This window comes from Fulvivirga aurantia, assembly GCF_009711475.1.
Taxonomy (GTDB): Bacteria; Bacteroidota; Bacteroidia; order Cytophagales; family Cyclobacteriaceae; genus Fulvivirga; species Fulvivirga aurantia.
In genome coordinates, this window is sequence record NZ_SMMD01000935.1 from 1 (window position 1) to 21,951 (window position 21,951).

Annotated in this window: 24 protein-coding genes; 12 read left to right on the forward strand and 12 right to left on the reverse strand. The window is 39.7% G+C overall.

What is annotated here, in order from left to right:
- The 10 genes from E1176_RS18270 to E1176_RS18315 all read right to left on the reverse strand — a co-directional run.
- Window positions 1–146 (reverse strand): permease prefix domain 2-containing transporter (locus E1176_RS18270; RefSeq protein ID WP_155212490.1); only part of this gene is annotated, 146 nt, incomplete at its 3' end.
- Between the two features lie 17 nt (window positions 147–163).
- Window positions 164–505: a PadR family transcriptional regulator gene (locus E1176_RS18275; protein WP_155212491.1), complete on the reverse strand. Its 342-nt coding sequence runs from the start codon at window positions 503–505 to the stop codon at window positions 164–166.
- 118 nt (window positions 506–623) lie between these two features.
- Window positions 624–1,370, reverse strand: a complete 747-nt coding sequence (locus E1176_RS18280) for an alpha/beta fold hydrolase (RefSeq protein ID WP_155212492.1) — start codon at window positions 1,368–1,370, stop codon at window positions 624–626.
- Window positions 1,371–1,434: 64 nt separating this feature from the next.
- On the reverse strand, window positions 1,435–2,346 hold the full coding sequence (locus E1176_RS18285) for an SDR family oxidoreductase (protein WP_155212493.1): 912 nt from the start codon (window positions 2,344–2,346) through the stop codon (window positions 1,435–1,437).
- Window positions 2,347–3,243: a peptidylprolyl isomerase gene (locus E1176_RS18290; RefSeq protein WP_246206149.1), complete on the reverse strand. Its 897-nt coding sequence runs from the start codon at window positions 3,241–3,243 to the stop codon at window positions 2,347–2,349.
- Between the two features lie 56 nt (window positions 3,244–3,299).
- The gene (locus tag E1176_RS18295; protein ID WP_155212495.1) at window positions 3,300–3,653 is read right to left on the reverse strand and encodes a four helix bundle protein; all 354 of its coding nucleotides are present in this window, start codon (window positions 3,651–3,653) and stop codon (window positions 3,300–3,302) included.
- Window positions 3,654–3,769: 116 nt separating this feature from the next.
- Window positions 3,770–4,696: a hydroxymethylbilane synthase gene (gene hemC / locus E1176_RS18300; protein ID WP_155212496.1), complete on the reverse strand. Its 927-nt coding sequence runs from the start codon at window positions 4,694–4,696 to the stop codon at window positions 3,770–3,772.
- A complete protein-coding gene (locus E1176_RS18305; protein WP_155212497.1) occupies window positions 4,696–5,814 on the reverse strand; it encodes a DNA polymerase III subunit in 1,119 nt (372 codons plus the stop codon). The genes hemC and E1176_RS18305 overlap by 1 nt, the downstream gene beginning before the upstream one ends.
- A gap of 1 nt (window position 5,815) precedes the next feature.
- Window positions 5,816–7,006 (reverse strand): GlmU family protein, encoded by a 1,191-nt coding sequence (locus E1176_RS18310; protein ID WP_155212498.1) that lies wholly within the window; start codon window positions 7,004–7,006, stop codon window positions 5,816–5,818.
- Between the two features lie 79 nt (window positions 7,007–7,085).
- Window positions 7,086–7,331, reverse strand: a complete 246-nt coding sequence (locus E1176_RS18315) for a type B 50S ribosomal protein L31 (protein WP_155212499.1) — start codon at window positions 7,329–7,331, stop codon at window positions 7,086–7,088.
- A 205-nt stretch (window positions 7,332–7,536) separates the two neighbouring features.
- On the opposite strand from E1176_RS18315, the gene E1176_RS18320 reads away from it, so the two are divergent.
- The 5 genes from E1176_RS18320 (at window position 7,537) to E1176_RS18340 (ending at window position 13,712) form a co-directional block, all read left to right on the forward strand.
- Window positions 7,537–9,216, forward strand: coding sequence for a hypothetical protein (locus tag E1176_RS18320; RefSeq protein ID WP_155212500.1), 1,680 nt, complete (start codon window positions 7,537–7,539; stop codon window positions 9,214–9,216).
- Window positions 9,217–9,252: 36 nt separating this feature from the next.
- Window positions 9,253–11,076 carry an ABC transporter ATP-binding protein gene (locus tag E1176_RS18325; protein ID WP_155212501.1) on the forward strand — a complete coding sequence of 608 codons (1,824 nt, stop codon included), beginning with the start codon at window positions 9,253–9,255 and terminating at the stop codon, window positions 11,074–11,076.
- 147 nt (window positions 11,077–11,223) lie between these two features.
- Window positions 11,224–11,586 carry a hypothetical protein gene (locus E1176_RS18330; RefSeq protein WP_155212502.1) on the forward strand — a complete coding sequence of 121 codons (363 nt, stop codon included), beginning with the start codon at window positions 11,224–11,226 and terminating at the stop codon, window positions 11,584–11,586.
- Window positions 11,587–11,591: 5 nt separating this feature from the next.
- A complete protein-coding gene (gene lpcA, locus E1176_RS18335) occupies window positions 11,592–12,167 on the forward strand; it encodes a D-sedoheptulose 7-phosphate isomerase (protein WP_155212503.1) in 576 nt (191 codons plus the stop codon).
- Window positions 12,168–12,173: 6 nt separating this feature from the next.
- The gene (locus E1176_RS18340) at window positions 12,174–13,712 is read left to right on the forward strand and encodes a YifB family Mg chelatase-like AAA ATPase (protein ID WP_155212504.1); all 1,539 of its coding nucleotides are present in this window, start codon (window positions 12,174–12,176) and stop codon (window positions 13,710–13,712) included.
- Window positions 13,713–13,779: 67 nt separating this feature from the next.
- On the opposite strand, the gene E1176_RS18345 is transcribed toward E1176_RS18340, so the two are convergent.
- Window positions 13,780–14,220, reverse strand: coding sequence for a Dps family protein (locus E1176_RS18345; RefSeq protein WP_155212505.1), 441 nt, complete (start codon window positions 14,218–14,220; stop codon window positions 13,780–13,782).
- A gap of 141 nt (window positions 14,221–14,361) precedes the next feature.
- Here E1176_RS18345 and E1176_RS18350 point away from each other — a divergent pair, with 141 nt between their 5' ends.
- From E1176_RS18350 to E1176_RS18375, 6 genes are all read left to right on the forward strand, one after another.
- Window positions 14,362–14,871, forward strand: coding sequence for an NADH-quinone oxidoreductase subunit A (locus E1176_RS18350; RefSeq protein WP_246206151.1), 510 nt, complete (start codon window positions 14,362–14,364; stop codon window positions 14,869–14,871).
- 24 nt (window positions 14,872–14,895) lie between these two features.
- Window positions 14,896–15,417 carry an NADH-quinone oxidoreductase subunit NuoB gene (gene nuoB / locus E1176_RS18355; RefSeq protein WP_155212506.1) on the forward strand — a complete coding sequence of 174 codons (522 nt, stop codon included), beginning with the start codon at window positions 14,896–14,898 and terminating at the stop codon, window positions 15,415–15,417.
- On the forward strand, window positions 15,414–15,896 hold the full coding sequence (locus tag E1176_RS18360; RefSeq protein ID WP_155212507.1) for an NADH-quinone oxidoreductase subunit C: 483 nt from the start codon (window positions 15,414–15,416) through the stop codon (window positions 15,894–15,896). The genes nuoB and E1176_RS18360 overlap by 4 nt, the downstream gene beginning before the upstream one ends.
- A gap of 2 nt (window positions 15,897–15,898) precedes the next feature.
- Window positions 15,899–17,116, forward strand: coding sequence for an NADH-quinone oxidoreductase subunit D (locus tag E1176_RS18365; RefSeq protein ID WP_155212508.1), 1,218 nt, complete (start codon window positions 15,899–15,901; stop codon window positions 17,114–17,116).
- Between the two features lies 1 nt (window position 17,117).
- Complete coding sequence (locus E1176_RS18370; protein ID WP_155212509.1) at window positions 17,118–18,614, forward strand: NAD(P)H-hydrate dehydratase; 1,497 nt, start codon at window positions 17,118–17,120, stop codon at window positions 18,612–18,614.
- A gap of 147 nt (window positions 18,615–18,761) precedes the next feature.
- Window positions 18,762–19,127, forward strand: a complete 366-nt coding sequence (locus tag E1176_RS18375) for a T9SS type A sorting domain-containing protein (RefSeq protein ID WP_155212510.1) — start codon at window positions 18,762–18,764, stop codon at window positions 19,125–19,127.
- Between the two features lie 83 nt (window positions 19,128–19,210).
- Here the strand turns inward: E1176_RS18375 and asnS are convergent, their stop codons facing one another.
- Window positions 19,211–20,653: an asparagine--tRNA ligase gene (gene asnS, locus E1176_RS18380; protein ID WP_185152874.1), complete on the reverse strand. Its 1,443-nt coding sequence runs from the start codon at window positions 20,651–20,653 to the stop codon at window positions 19,211–19,213.
- 152 nt (window positions 20,654–20,805) lie between these two features.
- On the opposite strand from asnS, the gene rpoN reads away from it, so the two are divergent.
- The coding region (gene rpoN, locus E1176_RS18385; protein WP_155212511.1) for an RNA polymerase factor sigma-54 at window positions 20,806–21,951 on the forward strand (1,146 nt) is incomplete at its 3' end.

Sequence of the window (21,951 nt, forward strand, 5' to 3'; positions counted from 1 at the left end):
GCTTTTGTTGTTGATTGAGTTTGTGTTGTTCTGTAAAATTTTTCGTCAAGATCGCCCAGTACTTCTTCCGCCAGCTCATCTCTGATAAACCACTGCAGTAGTTTAGCCGCATACTTTGGAGGCTTTTTGTGGGTTTTAGGATTCACAGGATTATAAATCAAGTTTAAAATCCTGATACAAAGTCCACCGCAAATCCAGGATACTGATCCCAGAGAGACATCCTGAAGTTTCTTGCCTCAGCAAGTGTACGCTCTCCAACGGCTGTGATTTTGAAGATTCTTTTTCTTCTTCCACCTCGCTCGGCAGTAGCTTCTCCCATTTCTGATTCTAAAAAACCTTTTTCAGATAATCTATTCAGTGCAGAGTGTACAGCACCAATGGAAACTAATCTTTTGGTCTGACTTTCAAATTCTTCAGCTATTCTGAGTGTGTAGGCCTCTTCTTTCAAAATCCCGACCAGAAGAAGGATGACCTCTTCAAACTCACCTAATTTCGTTTCTTTCATAATATTTGAATTTGATCGAATGGAACTTGGACCATTCAACTCATTTGATACTAAATTGTAGAACTAATATACGGAGCTTAATTAAATATGTTCTACTATTTAGTAACTAATGAAAAATCTAAAAGAAATGAGTAAGCGTTTCTGCCAGTGCGCGGTGGTATTCGGGGAAGGCATTTAGGTCATTATGATCAGCCCCGGGTATGATCAATAATTTTTGTTTGCCAGTATAATGTTTGTGCAATGTTTGCGCGTGACTAACCGGAATCAGCGAGTCTTTGCTGCCATGTACGATCAGAATTGGGCCGCTCACCTTATTGATTTTGCTAAGGTTATCGAAATGATATTTGAGGATAAGTGAAGGCAGAAAAATGGGCATTTTTTGATTGGCGAGCTTTTTCAAACTAGAAAATGGTGACTCAAGGATTAATCCTTTGGTTTTGTGTTTACTGGCTAGTTCTGTGGCCACACCAGAGCCTATAGATCGACCATAAATGATGACCTGCTCTTTGTTGATGCTTTTATTGTCTTGAAGAAATTTCAAAGTGGCTTCAGCATCTTCATAAAGTCCTTTTTCTGAGATTGAGCCTGTACTTTTACCATAACCCCGATAGTCTATGATCAAGAAATTGTAACCAAGAGAAGTGAAATCCTGAGATATATACTGCCAATCTTTTAAGCTACCGGCATTACCATGGAAGTAAAGTATGGTTTCCGATTTATCGCCTTCAAAGTAGAGTGCATTGATGGTTTCCCCATCTTGAGTTTTAATAAAATGCTCTTCACCGTTAAGCCTCAGATCATACGCATAATCGTCAGATATTTTTTCGGGATAAAATATTAGATTGGTCTGAAGAGAATAAAGCACAGCAAAAATGATTGAATAAGTTATTAAAACATAAGTTAAAGCTATTCTTACTCTCTTCACCTCATCATTCCTGTTTTTGCTGTTTCTTCAGCTGTTCGCCTAAAATACTCAGTCCACCTTCAAAGCTTCGAGGGTCATAATCCAGTTCATTTTTGGCTTTATCAATCACAAATCCTGTTTTCGGGGGTCTCTTTGCTTCCTGTTGAAATTTGGAGCCATCGGTTTCTGTGATCAATGACTTATCAAGTTTGAAATGATCAGCAGTTTTGATGGCTATTTCATAAGGGGTAAGCATGTCTTTGCCGCTTATATGGTAGATGCCCTTGGCCTTTTTCTTGGCCATAAGATAACACCCCATGGCTAAATCTTCCGCGAGGGTAGGGGTGCGCCACTGGTCATTCACAACATTTATCTCTTTGCCGTTTTCGAGGCTTTTTTTCACCCAAAGAATAATATTAGATCTACTCATGTCAGCAGCAATGCCATAGACCAACACCGTACGGGCGATACCCCAGGATTCGCATTTTTCCTCAATGAGTTTTTCTGCTGCGAGCTTACTTTCTCCATAATAGTTTACCGGGTTGGGCTCTTCATCTTCTTCCAAGGGTCCTTTTGTCCCATCAAAAATAAAGTCTGTACTTACATGTACAAGATGCGCTCCTATTTCATTGCAAGCATCCACCAGGTACTCTACAGCATCAACATTTAATTTCCAGCATGCCTCTTTTTTGGTTTCACACTCATCTACGTTCGTCATCGCTGCCGTGTTGATTACAACTTTGGGCTTATGTTTTTCTATGATGGACTTCACCTCTTCTTTGTTGGTAATATCCATAGATTCATAATCGTAGTTAGCTGCTCTTAAGCGATTTTCGCCTCTTGAGGTGGCAACTAGCTCTACAGAAGACTCAGAAGTAAGCAAAGAGACCAACTTCTGACCTAATAAACCATTTGAACCTGTGATGAGTATTTTCATTTATTCTTCTATTTCTGGGAATGTGTAGTTAAACTCTTTTTCTATTTTTCGTTTTGGCATCTCATCAACAGAAATGTAAAACCTAATGTTTTCTTTTGGTCGGTCTGTTAGCGGATTTCTTGGCCCCAATTTATAAGTTTCCTGGGCAGCAATTTTATCAATCACCTCCAGTCCATCTATCACTTGCCCAAAAACAGTATATGTATCATCCAGATGTGGTACACCACCAGCATTAGTGTAAGCATCAATTCGCTCCTGACTTACATTTTTACTCACATCAATTTTAAGCACCTCTTCCACATCTTTTCTTAACTCCATAACCTCTTTACTATACTCATCAAACTGCTCGTTTTCGTAAAGCTGCTGGAGTTCCAGGCGCTTTTCGGTATAGTCTGTGCGCATCAGCAGTGCTCCAATGGCCTTATTGAGTTTCTCCATATCTGTGGTCACTTCCTCTTTCGTCAACTTCTTGCCTTGTACAATATAAAACTGGCTACCACTCGATCTTTTCTCAGGATTTCTTCTGTCCCCCTGACGCGCGGCTGATAGCGCACCTTTCTTATGGAATAAATTTTCGTTGAATTCTGCGGGTATAGTATAATCAACCCCACCAGAACCTAATGGCTCTCGCTGTTTAGCAGTTTTTGAGTTGGGGTCTCCACCCTGAATCATAAAATCTTCGATCACTCTATGGAAAAGCAAACTATCGTAAAAGCCTTCCTTAGCCAACTTGATGAAGTTCTTCTTGTGCTCAGGCGTCTGATCATATAGGATGGCATGCATATCACCATAGTCTGTCTTAATCGTTACCAGATATTCCTTCTCGGTAGTGCAGGAGGCGGTGAGAACTGCCAGGGCCAGTACTATCAAAAACCTGTTGGTTAGTAGATTTTTCATGTTTTTCATTTTTAGACTGATGTGGAAGTCGGAAGTCCGAAGTCGAGAGCGTTTTACTATTTGATTTTATTTTTAAAGGCAGACATCATATTCATGAGATTAAATGCATCGTTGTAAAAATTTGAAAACTGATCTTCCTTTAAATAGTTTCTCCTTCTTGCTTTATGAAGACAGGTAACTACTTCAGTAAGAGACCGTATAGAATAGCCCATGAACTTTCTAAATTCCGGATTAGATTGCCCAGTTGATCCTTCAGCAATATTCAAAGCAATAGAGTCAGCTGCTCGTCTTAATTGAGAGCTTAGGTTATAGACTTCATCCTTTGGGAAGGATAGTGCTAAATGATGCATCTCTTCACCATAGTCCATGGCTTTTTGCCAGATAATCAATTTCTCAAATTTAAAACTCATTCTATTTTAATTATAAAAATAAAACTAGCCCCCCAGCTACTGCCTTTCACCTTCGATCTTCCTGCTTCCTACTTCCCACTTCCCACTTCAGACTTCAGACTTCCCACTTCTGACATCTAACTTCCTAACTCCCTCCTAATCTCCCTCAAAATCCTATCACCACCCGCTGAAAGTACTTCTTCGGCTAAGTCTGTTCCGATTGAATTTGCATCTGATTTATCTCCGGAAATATTTTTTACAATTCTTTCTTTTCCTGCCAGATCAACAATACCGCCTTTAATATTTATTTGATCACCCTCAAGAGTGGCAAGGGCAAATACAGGAATACTACAGCCTCCATGTAATTTTTTAAGGTATGCTCTTTCTGCTAAAAGCCTTAATTCCGTTTCCTCATGATTGCAATACTTTCTAATCGCATCACGCTTCTCCTGTGGTAGTTGGCTGTGGCATTCTATAGTTACTGAGCCCTGACCTACAGCGGGTATAAACTCATCTAATGACAGTTTTTGAATAATACGATCATGGTACCCCATACGATGCACTCCGGCATAAGCCAATAGCATCGCATCGCAAGCTCCCTCTTCCATTTTTCTAAAGCGGGTTTGCAGGTTTCCTCTTACGGCTACAGTTTTCACCTTTGGATAATAGTGCTTGAGTGTGGCCACTCTACGTGTAGAGGATGTGCCTATAATTACTTCTTTGTCGAGGGATACGGACTTATCAAAGCCTACTAATACATCATTTACCACCTCCCGTTCTGTAAAAGCTATGAGTTCAAAGCCGTCAGGTAGTTCAGATTGCATGTCTTTAGCGCTGTGTACCGCAATATCAATATTCCCGGAAGCTAGTTGGTCTTCAATTTCTTCTGTAAAGACACCTTTACTACCGATTTTGGCTATTGATACATCAAGTATTTTGTCTCCTTTTGTCTCAATAGTTACAATCTCACTGTCAATACCGCCTTGTTTGAGCAAATCTTGAATATGGTAAGCTTGCCATAATGCCAATTTACTACCTCGGGTGCCTATTCTTATTTTATCCATTATTTAATGATTCGAGCAATTTGAAGCGATAGGTCTAAAAATGTCATTTTAGGACTCGCATTTCGTTCAATATGATAATGAGCTTCGTTTACAAGTTTGGCTATTTTTTCAATCTTGTTAGCATCCATCACTTTGCTAAACTTGTCTACAAACTCATTGATTTTGCCTCCTGTACGTGCTACTTCCCGGGCAGGAATATACACCAATGTTTCTCTCAAAATATTTAATGTAAATTGTAAAAGGCTCTTTTGGGCCAACTTATTCATGCCATGGTATGTGTCAGCGCGCTTTACCAAGCTGGCAAAATCTCTTTTAAAGCAATCTCTCATCCAGTCGGCAAATATCTGCTGGTTATCATCTTCCAGGTTGTTAGAAAGTCTAAATGCCTTTGAGATATCACCATCTGCTAAGTGAGCTACTTCTTCGGCCTTGCCTGCATCAATGCCATGGCTATTGGTAAGAATATTTCTAATATCTTCATCAGCGAACATCGGAATGTTTACGATTTGTGTTCGTGACAAGATGGTCGTCAGTAGCCGTTCGCTATCGTTAGAAACTAATAGGAAAATAGTGCTTTCCGGTGGCTCTTCTAATATCTTTAAAATACCATTAGCAGCGGATGGGTGCATAAATTCAGGTAGCCACACGATCATTACTTTGTATTTGCCCTCAAAGGCTTTGAGTGAAAGGTTCTTAATGATCTGACGGCTTTCTTCTTTACTGATATTTACCTGTTTGTCTTCACCACCATAGTACCCGGACCAGGTATTTAAATCTCCATATGGGTTTTCTATAAGAAATTGTCGCCACTCTTTCAAAAAGCTGTTGCTCACTACATCCTTGCCGGTCACTTTTTTAGTTGAGCTTACCGGGAAGACGAAATGCACATCGGGATGCACATATTTTTGATTTTTGAGGCAAGACGGACAACTGCCACAGGCACCTTCTTCTGTTCTGTTTTCACAATTAAGAAATGCCGCATAGGCCAGAGCCATTGCTAAATTTGGGCTTCCTGGTTTACCTAAAAACAGCTGAGCATGCGCCACCTGGTCATTTTTGGCAGCATTTACCAGCCTTGTCTTTACTTCATCTAGACCGTGTATTTTTGAGAAGAGCATATTATTTATTTTTCTCCCAGATTCTATTGGCAGCAGTTTGTTCAAATATTTCAGACATTATATTATGCTCCGTTTCATCATAAACCATTTGCCTTCTTTCCATTACTTTCTCAGCTACTTCTTTCACTTTCCGTAATTGATAAGTTGTAAAACCGTTAGATCCACCCCAGGCAAATGATGGTATAAAATTACGTGGAAAGCCTGCGCCAAATATATTGGCAGATACACCAGCTACGGTACCGGTATTAAACATGGTGTTGATGCCGCATTTACTATGGTCGCCCATAATTAGCCCGCAGAACATTTCACCCGTGTCTTTAAATCGTCCGGTAGAATAATCCCAAATTTTCACGTTGGCATAGTTATTCTTAAGGTTTGATGTATTGGTGTCTGCACCAAGGTTACACCACTCTCCAATCACAGAATTGCCTATAAAACCGTCATGACCTTTGTTGCTATAGCCAAAAATGACGGAGTTGCTAACTTCTCCACCGACTTTACTGAAAGGGCCTATAGTGGAATCGCCTTTTATTTTTGCACCCATGTTTACGTGTGAGCTCTCACATAGCGCAAAAGAACCTTTGATGATAGCTCCAGGGTGTACTTGTGCATTTTTGCCAATATATACCGGCCCGCTCTCTGCATCGATAACCGCAGCTCTAATGGAAGCGCCTTCTTCTATAAACAAGTTTTCTTTGCCATAAACAACGGTATGTGCATCTATGAGGTCAGCAGAAACACGGTTTTTTGTGATTTGCGTAAAATCTTCTTTAATCTGGGCGGCATTTTGCTTGAAAATATGCCATGGCTCAGCTATGAGTGTGTAATCTCCATCAAAAGCTACTTGTTTTAGAGAAGCTAAATCTTCAGAGTTTGATTTTGTGCTTTTTGCAGCAAGTATGGTATCGTTGCTTACTAATGCTTCTCCGGTGGATAATGTATCGATAGCTATTAATAAACCATCATTGGGGCAGAGCCCGCCATTTATAAACAGGTTATCTTCACCTTCGATTAATGGATATTTCTCGGAGAGGTATTTCTCAGTTGAGAATGAGACCTGACCATTAAGTCTATACTCCCATTTTTCACTGATAGTAAGTATGCCAACTCTTATTTCGGCAACAGGTCTTGTAAATGTAAGTGGCAGTAATGATTGACGGATCTTGGTCTCGTCAAAGAGGATAATATTCATGAGCACAAAAATAAAAAAGTCTTCAAGATAAGCTCATCCTGAAGACCTTTAAATTAAAATGCTTTACGAGTAGAAGTAATTACTTCTTCTTGTATTTTTTGTTGAACTTCTCAACTCTACCAGCTGTATCAACAAACAATTTCTTACCAGTGTAGAAAGGGTGCGATGCAGAGCTCACTTCCACTTTGATAAGCGGATACTCATTACCATCTTCCCACTTGATAGTCTCATCTGACGACATAGTAGACTTCGTCATAAATTTAGTATCGCTTGAAGTGTCATAAAAAACAACTTCTCTGTAATCTGGGTGTATATCTTTTTTCATTTCTTTATACCTTTTCTTTTCACTGTCTCCAAAAGAGGGCACAAAGTTAACTAAATAACTTTTACACACAAAGCATTTGAAAACTTTATACTGCAAATATAAACACAAAAATTACTTTATTTGTACTTACCTTTTATAATACTGAGAGGATATAGTCCCAGAAACATTTTTTTTCAGCCATACGGCTTATTACAACCCTTATTTAATGAGATATTTAATCGGTTTATTTTTCCTGATTCCCTTCACTTCTTCCTTTTCTCAAAGTGTAAATGCGCCACTCAATGAAGATAATTATCACTGGATAGATCGCTATGAAATACAATCTGGCAGATTAAGTGAAGATTTTCACAGCTCATGGCGTGCCTACCAGAGAGAAAACATAGCAAGCTTTATGGAAAAGGTAAGGCGGTCTAATGATCTCTCAAAAGTTGATCGGTATAATGTTAATTATCTCATTAACGATAATTGGGAGTGGGCTGATTCTGCTTATAACGAAAGTAAAAAGCCTATTCTTAAGCATTTTTATAAGGTCAAGTCTGATTTATACCATGTAGATGAGCCCGATTTTGATTTGCATGTCAACCCTGTATTGCATTTAGGTGGTGGTATGGAGACAGCGGCTGAGCAAAATACATTTATAAATACGAGAGGTGTTGAGGTTAGAGGCATGGTAGATAAAAAAGTCTCTTTTTACAGTTTTATTGGAGAAAATCAGGTGATTTTTCCTGAGTATGTAAGAGATGGTATTGCAGAAAATATAGTCGTGCCTCAAGAGGGTTTCTGGAAAGATTTTAAAAGTAATGGAGTAGATTTTTTTACAGCACGAGGATACCTCAGCTTTAATGCCACCAAGCATATCAACTTGCAATTTGGTCACGATCGATTTAAAGTGGGTAATGGTTTTCGCTCAATGATTTTGTCTGATAATACACCTGCCTACCTTTTTCTAAAAATGAATACCAAAGTCTGGCGTATCAATTACACCAATCTATACACGCAGCTTACGGCTGATGTTTTTGGTAATGCGGGCGGTCTCACGGGCAACGATCGCTATCCATCTAAATACATGTCGATGCACCATTTGAGTATCAACATATCTAAGAAGCTTAATATAGGTATTTTTGAATCCGTGGTATATGGCGTTGATTCTACTGGTGTAAGTGCTGATTTTGACATTCAATATTTAAACCCAATCATTTTTTACAGATCGCTGGAGCAGCAAAACGGAAGCCCTGATAACGCACTATTAGGTCTTGATTTTAAATGGTTGGCGCTCAAAGGTATTTCGATTTATGGGCAGCTAGTATTAGATGAGTTTTTACTGGAAAACATCAAGGAGGGTGAAGGCTGGTGGGCAAATAAATATGGCGTACAGATAGGTGGTGAGTATATAAATGCATTTGGTATAAAAAACCTTGATCTACAGCTTGAGGCGAATCTATCCAGACCGTATACATACTCTCATAGTTCTCCTTATGGAAGTTACTCTCACTATGAACAGTCTTTGGCACACCCTTTAGGCGCTAATTTCAATGAGATTGTAGGTATTATGCGTTTTCAGCCAATTCCGCGACTAAATATCAAGGCCAAACTAATAAAAGCTGAATATGGTACTGATGGTGTTGATGAGAACTGGGGAGGAGATATTCTGAAAAACAATGTGACGCGTCAAATGAACTTCAATAATCAGATAGGGCAGGGCGTTTCTAACGATTTGTTATATGGCAACCTTTCTTTTTCATACATGTTGCGTCACAATTTGTTTATCGATTTGTCTCATACCTATAGGAAGCTCGATAGTGAAGACGCAGCCAACGATGCCACTACTAACTATACTTCAGGGGCCATCAGGTGGAATATTCCACAGCGTTTGAATGAGTTTTAATAGTTAACACCTAACTTGCAGCCGATTTAGTGCAGTATGAAGACTTTTTTTAGAATATTTAGTTACGCCAGGAAGCTAAGCCTCTTTTTACCTCAATATATCTTGTTCATTTTATTGAGTGTGTTATTTAGTGTTTTTAACCTGGCAATGCTCATTCCATTGCTCAATGTGCTTTTTGAACAAGCACCTTCAGAGGCGGTAGAAAAGCCTGAAGAATTTTCCTTCAGCATGGATTACTTGCTTGATTCATTTAACTACCAATTTACCTCAATAATAGAACAACATGGCGAAAAGCAGGCGCTTATTTTTGTCTGCGTGATTGTATTGGTCTCAGTGCTCATGACTAATATTTTTAGATATCTGGCGGCAGTTATAAGCGCTAGAATAAGGCTTGATGTGGTGAAATACCTGAGGATGGATGTGTATAATAAGGTGTCGCACATGCACTTGGGGTTTTTCTCAACCGAGAGAAAGGGAGATTTGATTTCTCGTATAACCAATGATGTGCAAGAAGTTGAAGCCTCTGTGTTAAATAGCCCAAAGGCCTTGTTGAGAGAGCCGGCAACCATCATTTTCTATTTCATTGCCCTCTTTATTATTTCATATAAACTTACCTTTTTTACTCTTTTAATCCTTCCATTGGCGGGAGGTGCCCTGGGTTATATAGTAAAGAAACTTAAACGAAAGGCTATTCAAAGCCAGGAGTCTTTAGGCAGAATCGTAAATATTCTTGATGAGACATTGGGTGGCATGCGCATCATCAAGGCGTTTAATGCACGAGATTATGTAGAGAGTAAAGTAGATGAAGAGACTGATTATTATAGAAAAGTAAACTTATCATATTCTTATAGAAGAGAGCTTGGTTCACCTGTATCAGAGTTTTTGGGTGTAGGTATTGTTACGGTTATACTATATGTAGGTGGCTCACTGGTACTTGATGCAGAATCTTCACTATCAGCAAGTGAATTTATAGCTTACCTGGCCATTTTCTCACAAATCATTTCACCTGCAAAAGCATTCTCACAAGGTATCTCTGGTGTACAAAAAGGTTTAGCTTCCGGTAACAGGATTTTTAAGGTGGTAGATGCCGTGCCGGCTATCCAAAACCAACCAGGGGCTAAGCCAGTGGGGCAGTTTGAGGAGGCCCTTGAGTTTGATAATGTCTCCTTTGCTTATGAAAAAGAGGCTGTGCTCAAGAACATTTCACTTAAAGTGAAAAAAGGAAATACTGTAGCTCTTGTGGGGCCATCGGGTGGTGGTAAATCTACTTTAGCAGATCTTATTCCTCGCTTTTACGATCCTACGGAAGGAGCTATCAAAATTGATGGCAAATCAATTAAAGAATACGATATCGATTCGGTTAGAAAACTGATGGGGATAGTCACCCAGGAGTCTATACTTTTCAACGATACAATTTTTAATAACATTGCTTTTGGCATTGATAATCCGAAAGAAGAAGACGTTATAAACGCTGCTAAAATTGCCAATGCTCATGATTTTATTCTTGAGCTAGAAGATGGCTACCAAACTAATATTGGCGACCGAGGTCTTAAGCTCTCTGGCGGACAAAGGCAGAGGGTAAGTATTGCTCGGGCTGTAATGAAAAATCCTCCTATATTGATTTTAGATGAGGCTACATCGGCACTAGATTCTGAGTCTGAGCGACTTGTGCAGGAGGCTTTGGCCAATTTGATGAAAAACCGCACATCGATAGTTATTGCGCATAGATTGAGTACCATTCAGCATGCAGATGAAATAGTTGTGATTCAAAATGGAGAAATTATCGAGCGCGGTACTCACGATGAATTAGTGGCCAAAGAAGGGATGTACAAAAAGTTAAGTGCTATGCAGAATACTTAACGGAATTTTGTACTTTTAACGCCATTGCTAAAAATATGTCTATTGTAAATTTGATCATTGAAAAGAGCCGGTAACAGAGTTAAAAAAGTTGGCTTATCCGCTCAATAATATTTCAAATGATCTTTTTAAATTATAAAGTTAACTCACATGAAAAAACCTAAGTCAATATTCTACATCGTCTATTTTCTATTTCATGTGTTGCTCCTTGGCGTTGCAATCTACGTCAATTATAGATCAGAGGACTTTGAGTTTTTATTAAAGCTCAGAGCTAATATGACCATCATGATCTATGCAGCAGTAGCCGGTATGATTTTGTTTATCATCAACATGGTGATTATAACTATGGAGGTGAGAAATCATAAACAGAAAAAAGAAAAGCTGGAAAACGAGGTAAATTCACTCAAAGCAAAAATGTTTGACCTTGAGCATGCCTCAAGCACTCCTGCTGCAACCTCTTCAGAAGAATCAAGCGAAGAAGGTAGTTCAGATACCTTCAGAGACAAAGAATAATTTTTATGGATAGCATGTCTATGATTAAACATGAGTTGCTACAGGCATCTGATGTTTTAGATGATTTTTTACAGGATCAATCCAATTTTCAAAAGATAGATCGGGCAGCTGAGCTGTTAATTTCTGCTTTTAAGGACGGAAATAAAGTGATTTCGTGCGGTAATGGTGGTTCACATTGTGATGCCATGCATTTTGCAGAAGAGCTCACTGGTAGATTCAGAGATGATAGAAATCCACTGCCGGCCATTGCCATTTCTGACCCAAGTTACATCTCATGTGTTGGTAATGATTACGGTTTTGACCAGGTATATGCTCGCTATGTGAATGGTGTAGGGTCAGAGGGTGACGTATTGATGGCAATTAGCACCAGTGGCAAGTCAAAAAATGTTGTGCGTGCTGCTGAAGCTGCCAAAAGAAAGGGTATGAAAGTTGTCGCGCTTACCGGCAATAGTGGTGGTGAGCTGGGAGAGATAGCTGATCTCGAAATTCGTGTACCTTACTACGGATATGCAGACCGAATTCAGGAAATACACATTAAAATCATCCACGTTCTAATCTTATTGATAGAGAAACAATCCTAAGACTTTATGCTTGCGAAGACGTATGGCGGAGCCGTATACGGTGTTGATGCAAAGCTAATTACTATAGAAGTAAATGTAGGTCAGGGAACAAAATTCTGGATGAGTGGCCTGCCGGATAGTGCAGTAAAAGAGAGCGAACATAGGGTAGAGGCTGCTGTAAAACATTACGGCTTTATGATGCCACGACAAAAAGTTGTGGTGAATTTGGCTCCGGCAGATATCAAAAAAGAAGGTAGCGCCTACGACTTACCCATCGCTCTCAATATTCTTAAAGCATCTGCACAAATAAAGGCAGATGAATTGGAGAACTACATCATTATGGGTGAGCTCTCTCTCGATGGTAAAATGAGACCTATCAAAGGAGTATTGCCTATTGCTATTGAAGCACGAAAGCATAAGTTTAAAGGCTTTATTCTTCCCAAAGAAAACGCAAAGGAAGCGGCAATTGTCAATGATCTTGATGTAATCGGTGTAGATACCCTGGAAGAAGCCATTGGTTTTTTTGAGGGAACAAAGGAAATTGAGCCACTAGAAATAGACACCCGCGATGTGTTTATGGCCGAGCTCAACAATTATCCTGTCGACTTTAAAGATGTGCAGGGTCAGGAGAATATTAAAAGAGCCTTCGAAATTGCAGCAGCAGGAGGTCATAATGTAATCATGATTGGTCCTCCGGGAGCTGGTAAAACCATGCTCGCGAAAAGACTTTCTTCTATTTTGCCACCCTTATCATTACACGAAGCGTTAGAAACTACCAAAATTCATTCTGTAGCGGGTAAGCTGGGTACCAACGCGTCTCTCATTTCAACCAGGCCTTATCGTTCTCCACATCATACAATTAGCGATGTAGCCTTAGTTGGAGGGGGTGGGAATCCACAACCAGGTGAAATATCACTGGCAAATAATGGTGTTTTGTTTTTAGATGAGCTGCCAGAATTTAAGCGAACAGTACTTGAAGTAATGCGTCAACCGATGGAGGAGCGAAGGGTGACTATCTCCAGAGCGAAGGTTTCACTTGATTACCCGGCAAATTTTATGCTGATTGCCAGTATGAATCCATGCCCTTGTGGTTATTACAACCATCCCGAAAAGGAATGTGTATGTTCACCGGGCGTAGTGCAGCGCTATTTAAGCAAAATCAGCGGGCCTTTACTCGATCGTATTGATTTGCATGTAGAAGTAACTCCGGTATCTTTTGATGAAATGACCGCTAATCGCAAATCTGAAAGTAGTGATGATATCAGGAAACGCGTAATCAGTGCTCGAGAGTTACAGCACAAACGGTTTGATCATAGCAATGAGTTACATTGTAATGCAATGATGCCTTCTCAGATGGTAAAAGAGGTTTGTCAGATTAACGAAGCTGGTAAAACCTTGCTCAAAACGGCTATGGAGAAATTAGGTCTGTCAGCCCGAGCATATGATAGAATATTAAAAGTGTCTCGTACAATCGCTGATTTGGCAGGCTCTGAAGATATAAAAATCGAACACTTAGCAGAAGCTATTCAATACCGAAGTCTGGACCGAGAAGGTTGGGCAGGGTGATTCAATTAGCAATTAGCAATGAACCATTATCATAATTGCTCATTGCTAATTGTACATTGTTAATTGATTACTTCAACCACGCCTTCATCATCCAGTGTACTTTTTGTTGGAATTCATTGTAGCCGATCATGAGATCTTCAGTTGCATTGTCACCTGCTTCACCGGCCATATCTTTTATCTCAGTCTGTAGTTTTACCAACTCTTCCAGATCAGATTTTATACCCGAGACAGCACCTTCACCATCGTGTACATTTTTTTTAGCTTTAATTGTAGATGTCGATACGTAATCTTCAAAGCTGTGCAAAGGCTTACCGTCAATGGTTAAAATACGTTCGGCAATATCATCTACTTTAGCCGCAGTGTCTAGATACAACTCTTCGAATTTCTCATGAAGCTGAAAGAAATGTTTCCCCTGGATGTTCCAGTGAAACCCTCTTAAGTTTTGATAATATATTTGATAGTCAGACAATAGCACATTTAACTTGTCGATCAATTCTGTATTTTTCATAGCTTTTCTCTCTGTTTTGTTCTTTATAACACTACAAATATGGGAAGGGTTAAGTTATAATTCAAATCAATAATTATTATAGAACAATAGATATAAGCTATATGTGTCGTCTGATATTTTGTTTTGTAAATGCGGTTAACCATGACTACTGTATTTGTTATATTTGATCATATGGAAGAACAGCAACTTTCTGAATTCGGCACGATCCTCATTTTTTTGATAGGAGCAGTGGTTTTTGTAATGGGTGGTTTGATTACAGCCTATATCATCAGACCCTCACGACCCAATGATCAGAAGTTGTCTACTTATGAAAGTGGGGAGGAGCCCTTGGGAAATGCCTGGGTAAGGTTTCCGGTAAGATTTTATCTTATTGCAATAATTTTTTTGCTTTTTGAAGTGGAGATCGTGTTTCTTTTTCCCTGGGCTACTGTGTTTGGAAATGCTGACCTTATAGCTCAAACAGAAGGTACATGGGGTTGGTTTGCATTAATCGAAATGGTCATATTTATTTTGGTCTTAGCACTGGGTTTAGCTTATGCCTGGGCAAAAGGTTTTCTGGAGTGGCCAAAACCTACAGTTGAAGGTGAGAAAGATTTTAAATCTCCTGTTCCAAGGAAACTTTACGATCAAATTAATGAAAGATATAGCTAGCACATAGCTTAAAATATAATAAGAATGGGTTTACTAGATAAACAGTTTAATAGTGGGGGAGTATTTGTGACGAAGGTAGACGATCTGCTCAATTGGGCCAGACTGTCATCTATGTGGCCTATGACTTTCGGACTTGCTTGCTGTGCCATAGAGTTTATGAGTACAGGTACTACTGTGTATGATATGGATCGTTTTGGTATGGCTCCGAGAGCCACACCACGACAAGCCGATGTCATGATTGTAGCAGGGACCGTCACCTTTAAAATGGCGGATAGAATTAAGCGTTTATATGAGCAAATGGCTGAGCCAAGATATGTGATCTCAATGGGTAGCTGCTCAAATTGTGGTGGACCATATTGGGAGCACGGCTATCATGTGGTCAAAGGTGTTGACAGAATTATTCCAGTGGATGTCTATGTACCTGGTTGTCCACCAAGACCAGAAGCGCTGATCGGAGGGCTGCTTAAGCTGCAGGAAAAAATCAGAGACCAATCACTTATGGCGCCAAAGGCTTTAGAGAAACTCATGAAAAAACAGGCGGTATGAACATTTCAGAAATAAGAGAGCTCATTAATAAGGCCATTCCTCAAGCGGTGATAGGTGAAGATGAGAAATCAAGCCCTAAAGCGCTTATCATCGAGCCTGGTTTTCTAAAGGATGTCTGTAAACTCCTTTTCTCAAACGAAAAGACATATTTCGATATGCTTTCCTGTATTACAGGCATAGACAATGGAGTTGAGATTAACACCATGGAGGTTGCGTACAATTTATACAGTATACCTTTTGACGTGCATCTGATGCTTAAAGTAGAGTTGCCACGAGAGCAGCCACAAATAGATTCAGTCACCGAAATTTGGAAAACCGCTGACTGGCAGGAGCGTGAAGCCTATGATTTATTAGGAATAGATTTTATTGGTCACCCCGATTTGAGAAGAATTTTACTTCCGGCTGATTGGGAAGGGCATCCTTTAAAGAAGGACTATAAACATCAGAAGTATTACAGAGGTATAAAAGTTGAATATTAGTTTTGAGCAACAAGATCCAATATCAATACGAGCCTGATAATCTGATTAAATCAGAGCCAAATAAATTTAAAGAGGCTGACCTTAAATCTGAAGAGTTTGTCATTAACCTCGGGCCTCAGCACCCATCTACTCATGGTGTTTTAAGGCTCGAAGTACTTACAGAAGGGGAGACAATTAAAGATGTGGTTCCTCATTTGGGCTATCTACATCGCTGCTTTGAAAAACACGCTGAATCACTGCCGTACAATCAAATCATACCTTATGTAGATCGTATGGATTACCTGGCAGCCATGAATTCTGAACATGCCTATGCCATGGGTGTCGAGCGCATGCTCGGTATAGAAGACAAAATTCCTAAGCGAGTTGAGTTTATTAGGGTGCTGGTAGCAGAATTAAATCGTATTGCTTCTCACTTTGTAGCTGTAGGTACCTACGCTATGGATATTGGCGCTTTCACACCATTCTTTTGGATGATACGTGATAGAGAGCATATCCTACGTATGCTGGAATGGGTTTGCGGAGCACGTATGCTTTACAATTATATCTGGGTTGGTGGGCTATTTTATGATCTTCCTGTAGGTTTTGAAGAGCGCTGCCGTGAACTAGTGGCTTATTTATCTCCGAAAATTGATGAGCTGGAATCACTGGTGATCAACAATAAAATTTTTGTCGAGCGTACTGCCAATGTTGGTGTACTACCTCTCGATCTGGCTATAAATTACGGAGTGACAGGCCCAATGCTGAGGGGTTCTGGGTTAAAATATGATTTAAGAAAAGTCGATAGCTATTCTGTCTACCCGGAGTTAGACTTCAATATACCTGTTGGCGAGGGTAAAATGGGGCAGGTGGGTGACTGTTGGGATCGGACAGATGTAAGAGTAAGAGAAATAAGAGAATCTTTAAAAATCATAAGCCAGTGTCTCGATCAGCTCATGGGAGATCACAAACGAACCAGGGAGTTCGATCCGCAAGCATTGGTGCCTAAGAAAATAAGACCTGCAAAGCAGGATCTATATGTAAGAGCTGAAAACCCAAAAGGTGAATTAGGCTATTTCTTTAGAGCAGATGGAAGAAGCGATATACCTTTTAGGTGTAAAGCCAGGTCATGTTGTTTTGTAAACCTTTCTGTAATATCTGAGATTTCTAAAGGCGCCATGATGGCAGATTTAATTGCGATTTTTGGTTCTATCGATATAGTTTTAGGAGAAGTAGATAGATGATATGAAAATACTTTCTGCAAAGCAAACCCAGGATTTAGACAAATACACCATAGCAAACGAGCCTATAGCCTCAATCGACTTGATGGAAAGGGCGGCCACGGCTTTCGTTGATTCTTTTTTTGAATTAGTTAGTCCAAAAAAGAAGGTGGCTGTGGTTTGCGGTAGAGGCAACAATGGTGGTGATGGGTTGGCGATTGCCCGTATGTTGATTAACAGAAAGTATGATGTCAAAACATTTATAATCGATAGCAAAAAATCAGGATCAGATGATTTTGAAACAAACAAAGAAAGGCTGCTTCAGCTTTCCGATATTAGAGACATATCAAATAATACCGAGTTGCCGGACTTCTCAGAGTTTGATATAATGATTGATGGGATTTTTGGGTCTGGTTTATCCAGGCCTGTAGAAGACATTTATGCTGATGTAATAATTAAAATCAATGCTTCTGAAGCGGAGGTGATAGCTATTGATATACCTTCGGGCTTGTTTGCAGACTCTCCTTACGAAAAAGGAGCTGTGATCCACGCAGCGCACACCATTACTTTTCAATTGCCCAAACTTGCCTTTCTAATGCCGGAAAACGCCACATATGTGGGTGAATGGCACAGAGTTTCAATTGGTCTATCAGAAGAAAAAATAAGGCAAACAGAAACGAGTAATCACTACCTGGTTTCAGAAATGATTGGTGAGTGGCTCAAGCCAAAGAATAAATTTGACCATAAGGGGTCAAACGGCCGTGCCCTGATATTGAGTGGTAGTTTTGGTAAAATGGGAGCGGCTTTACTCTCTGGCGGAGGTTCTCTGAGATCTGGTGTTGGTTTGCTTACCATGTATATTCCAAGCTGCGGTTATGATATTATCCAATCGGGATTGCCAGAGGCTATGTGCATTGTAGATGAGGGAGATCATTTCCTAACTACCTGCCCCGATGTTGAGAACTATGATGTCGTTGGAATTGGTCCGGGTATAGGGAAAGAGCAAGAAACAATGATGAGCCTTATTGAAGTAGTAAGAGCCTTTGATAAGCCCATTGTACTAGATGCTGATGCGCTCAATCTGATTGCCGAGCATCGAGAAATTCTTGAAATGCTACCGGAAAATTCGATTATTACACCTCACCCAAAAGAATTTGAAAGATTAGTTGGGGCCTTTGATAATGACTTTGAAAGGCTTGAAAAGCAAAGAGCACTTGCCAGAGAGCATAAGCTAATCGTGGTTGTGAAAGGTGCTCATACTGTGATTGTAGCACCAGATGGTCAGACTTTTTTTAACAGTACAGGAAATGCGGGCATGGCTACCGGAGGTAGTGGAGATGTGCTTACCGGGATCATTACAGCACTTTGTGCTCAACGCTACGAACCACTTAAGGCTGCACTTCTAGGTGTTTTTATGCATGGAGCGGCTGGTGATTTGGCTGCGGAGAAATACGGGAAATATGCCATGAAAGCATCTGATATTGTTGACCAACTACCACATGCTTTTATCAAGCATGAATAGGTAAATACTGTCAGAGTAAGAAAACTATAACCAAAATGGGTCATTAACCGTATTGGTGTAGAGACTGCAACGTCAAACAACGAGCAAAATTGCACTTAAAGGAATAGTGGTTTGATTTTTGTTGCTGAATGTGTAAAATTACTGCCTATGAAATTTTTTAGAATTGCAATACTCATAGTTCTTGCCGCTTTTATCGGAGGATCTACGTTTGCTCAGCAAATGGGTGAGCTAGATAGATTTGAAAACGAAAAGCTTGAAACGATAAATAAAGTAAGGCTTTTTCCTAATCCTACGGTAGATTACTTAAGCGTAGAAATTGCAAATTCTAATCTGAAAGATGTCAAGTTCACCGTGCACAACATCATAGGCAATGTGGTTGAGGTAGAAATTGAGCAGGTAGATGAAAATAATTTTAAAGTTAAAGTTGAAGATTTACCAACTGGCTATTATCTATTGGCCATTAAAGACGATAAACAGAAATTCCGGGAGACCTATAAGTTTCTGAAGCGATAGAAACAACAAACTAGCAGTAATAAAAAAGGCACCATTTGGTGCCTTTTTTATTACTTTGAATCCGCCTGTCTTTATATCTTTTTTTAAAACTCTGCATTGTCCGGAGTCCTTGGGAAAGGTATCACATCTCGGATGTTTGTCATTCCGGTCACAAACTGCATCCATCTTTCAAAGCCTAATCCAAAGCCACTGTGAGGTGCTGAGCCATATTTTCGCAGCTCTAAATACCACCAAAGATCTTCCTCTGGTATGCCCATTTCATCTACACGTGCCTTAAGTACGTCATATCGCTCTTCTCTTTGTGAACCACCTATAATCTCACCAATGCCCGGGAATAATACATCCATGGCAGCTACGGTTTTATCATCATCATTTGCTCTCATATAAAAAGCCTTGATGTTTTTAGGGTAGTTGTAAAGAATAACCGGCTTTTTAAAATGTTTTTCAACTAGAAAACGCTCATGCTCAGATTGTAAATCCGCCCCCCAATCTTCGATGAGGTACTGGAATTTCTTCTTTTTATTTGGCTTAGAGTTTTTCAAAATATCGATAGCCTCAGTATACGTAATACGTACAAACTCATTGTTGGCTACAAATTCAAGCCTCTCTAATAAACTCAGCTCATTTCTTTCATTTTGAGGTTTTTGTTTGTCCTCATCAATGCCTCTTTTATTAAGAAAATCTAAGTCTTCTTTGCAATTTTCTAAAGCATATTTGGCCAGGTATTTTACAAACTCTTCAGCCAAATCCATGTTGTCGTTGATGTTGTAAAAAGCCATCTCCGGCTCAATCATCCAGAATTCTGCCAGGTGACGTGAGGTGTTGGAGTTTTCTGCTCTAAATGTAGGGCCGAAAGTATAAACTTCACCAAGGGCTAAAGCAGCAGTTTCTACTTCGAGCTGGCCCGAGACAGTCAGATTAGTCTCTTTGCCAAAGAAATCTTCCTTGTAATTTACTTCACCTTCTTCAGTTTTCGGAGGGTTTGTCGGGTCGAGCGTAGTTACTCTAAACATCTCGCCAGCACCTTCGGCATCAGAACCAGTGATAATTGGCGTATGTACGTTGTAAAACCCCTTTTCTGTAAAGAACTTATGCACTGCAAAAATCATCGCATGTCTTATGCGATAAATAGCGCCAAACGTGCTTGTTCTTACCCTCAGGTGAGCCTTTTCTCTAAGAAATTCTAACGAGTGCTTTTTAGGTTGCAAAGGGTATTTTTCGGCATCGGCATCACCGATTACATCTAACTCATCTACCACAACTTCCACCTGCTGACCTTTACCCTGAGATTCTACCAACTTTCCGATAACAGAAACACACGCACCCGTGTTTATCCTCCTGAGTAAGGCTTCGTCAAAATTTTCAAAATCGACAACGGCCTGTAAGTTATTTATTGTGGAACCATCATTAATGGCGATGAATCTGTTACTTCTGAAAGTACGCACCCAACCTTTAATATTGACTTGTTCGCCAATAACTGGTTGGCTTAAAATGTCGCTGATTTTTGTTCTTTTAAGTGTTCCCACAACTATCTAAAATTGAGATGATTAATGACCCAGGTTACTTGGGTGTAAAAGCCGCAAAAAAACGATAATTTGTGCTTTTTTTCAAAGAATAGTTGAAATATAATAACTTTGACGTAAATTTAGTAAGACCACATTTTAAGGATTTTCAACGAATGCAGAAGCTTGGTTTAACCCAAAGTTTACAACAAAAATTATCGCCACAGCAGATACAGTTTATCAAGCTGTTGCAGGTGCCTACAGCTGAGCTTGAAGGGCGAATTGAAGAGGAGTTAGAGGAGAATCCTGCCCTGGAAGAGGGGAAAGAGGAACCTGATGATATTGAAGACGAATATCAGGAGGATGATGTAAAAGAAGAGCCCGAACTCGATGTGGATGATTACCTCCGTGATGATGATTTTAGTGGCTATAAAATGCAGGGTGATGGTGACAACGAAGAAGACCGTGACATGCCCATTGCCATGCACTCTACACTCAACGAGCGACTCATGGATCAGCTCGGATATCTCAAATTGGATGAAAGACAATACGCTATAGGCAAGCAGCTAATCGGAAGCATAGAGTCAGATGGTTATATCAGAAGGGATTTAGAGGCAATTATCAACGACCTGGCATTTTCTCAAAACATTGATACCGAAATAGATGAGGTAGAAGAAATTTTAAGAAAGATCCAGAATTTTGACCCTCCAGGAATTGCAGCACGTGATTTGCAGGAGTGTTTATTGCTTCAATTAGAGCGAAAGGAGAGGAGCAGCAATAGCATTGATGTAGTAGTCTCAAAAAAAATAATAGAAGAGTGCTTCGATGAGTTTACTAAAAAGCACTACAGCAAGATCATGAAAAAACTTGATCTTGAAGACGAGGATTATATCAAAGACGCGATAGATTTTATTAGAAAGCTTAATCCAAAACCAGGAGGAAGCTCAGCTGGTTTGGCGCGCACTCAATATTTAATTCCAGATTTTATCCTGAGTAATGACAATGGAAAATTGGAGTTGGCGCTCAACTCTCGAAATGCTCCGGAACTAAAGGTCAGCAGGTCTTATTCTGAGATGCTCAAGGCTTATGACAAAAGCGATAAGAGTGACAAAAAACTCAAAGACACTGTAAGTTTTGTTAAGCAAAAGCTCGATGCGGCCAAATGGTTTATCGATGCCATCAAACAGAGGCAGCACACCTTGTTAAATACGATGAATGCTATATTGAATTTTCAATATGAGTATTTTCAGGAAGGTGACGAGAGTAAGTTAAGGCCTATGATTTTGAAGGATATTGCCAATATCATCAATATGGATATATCT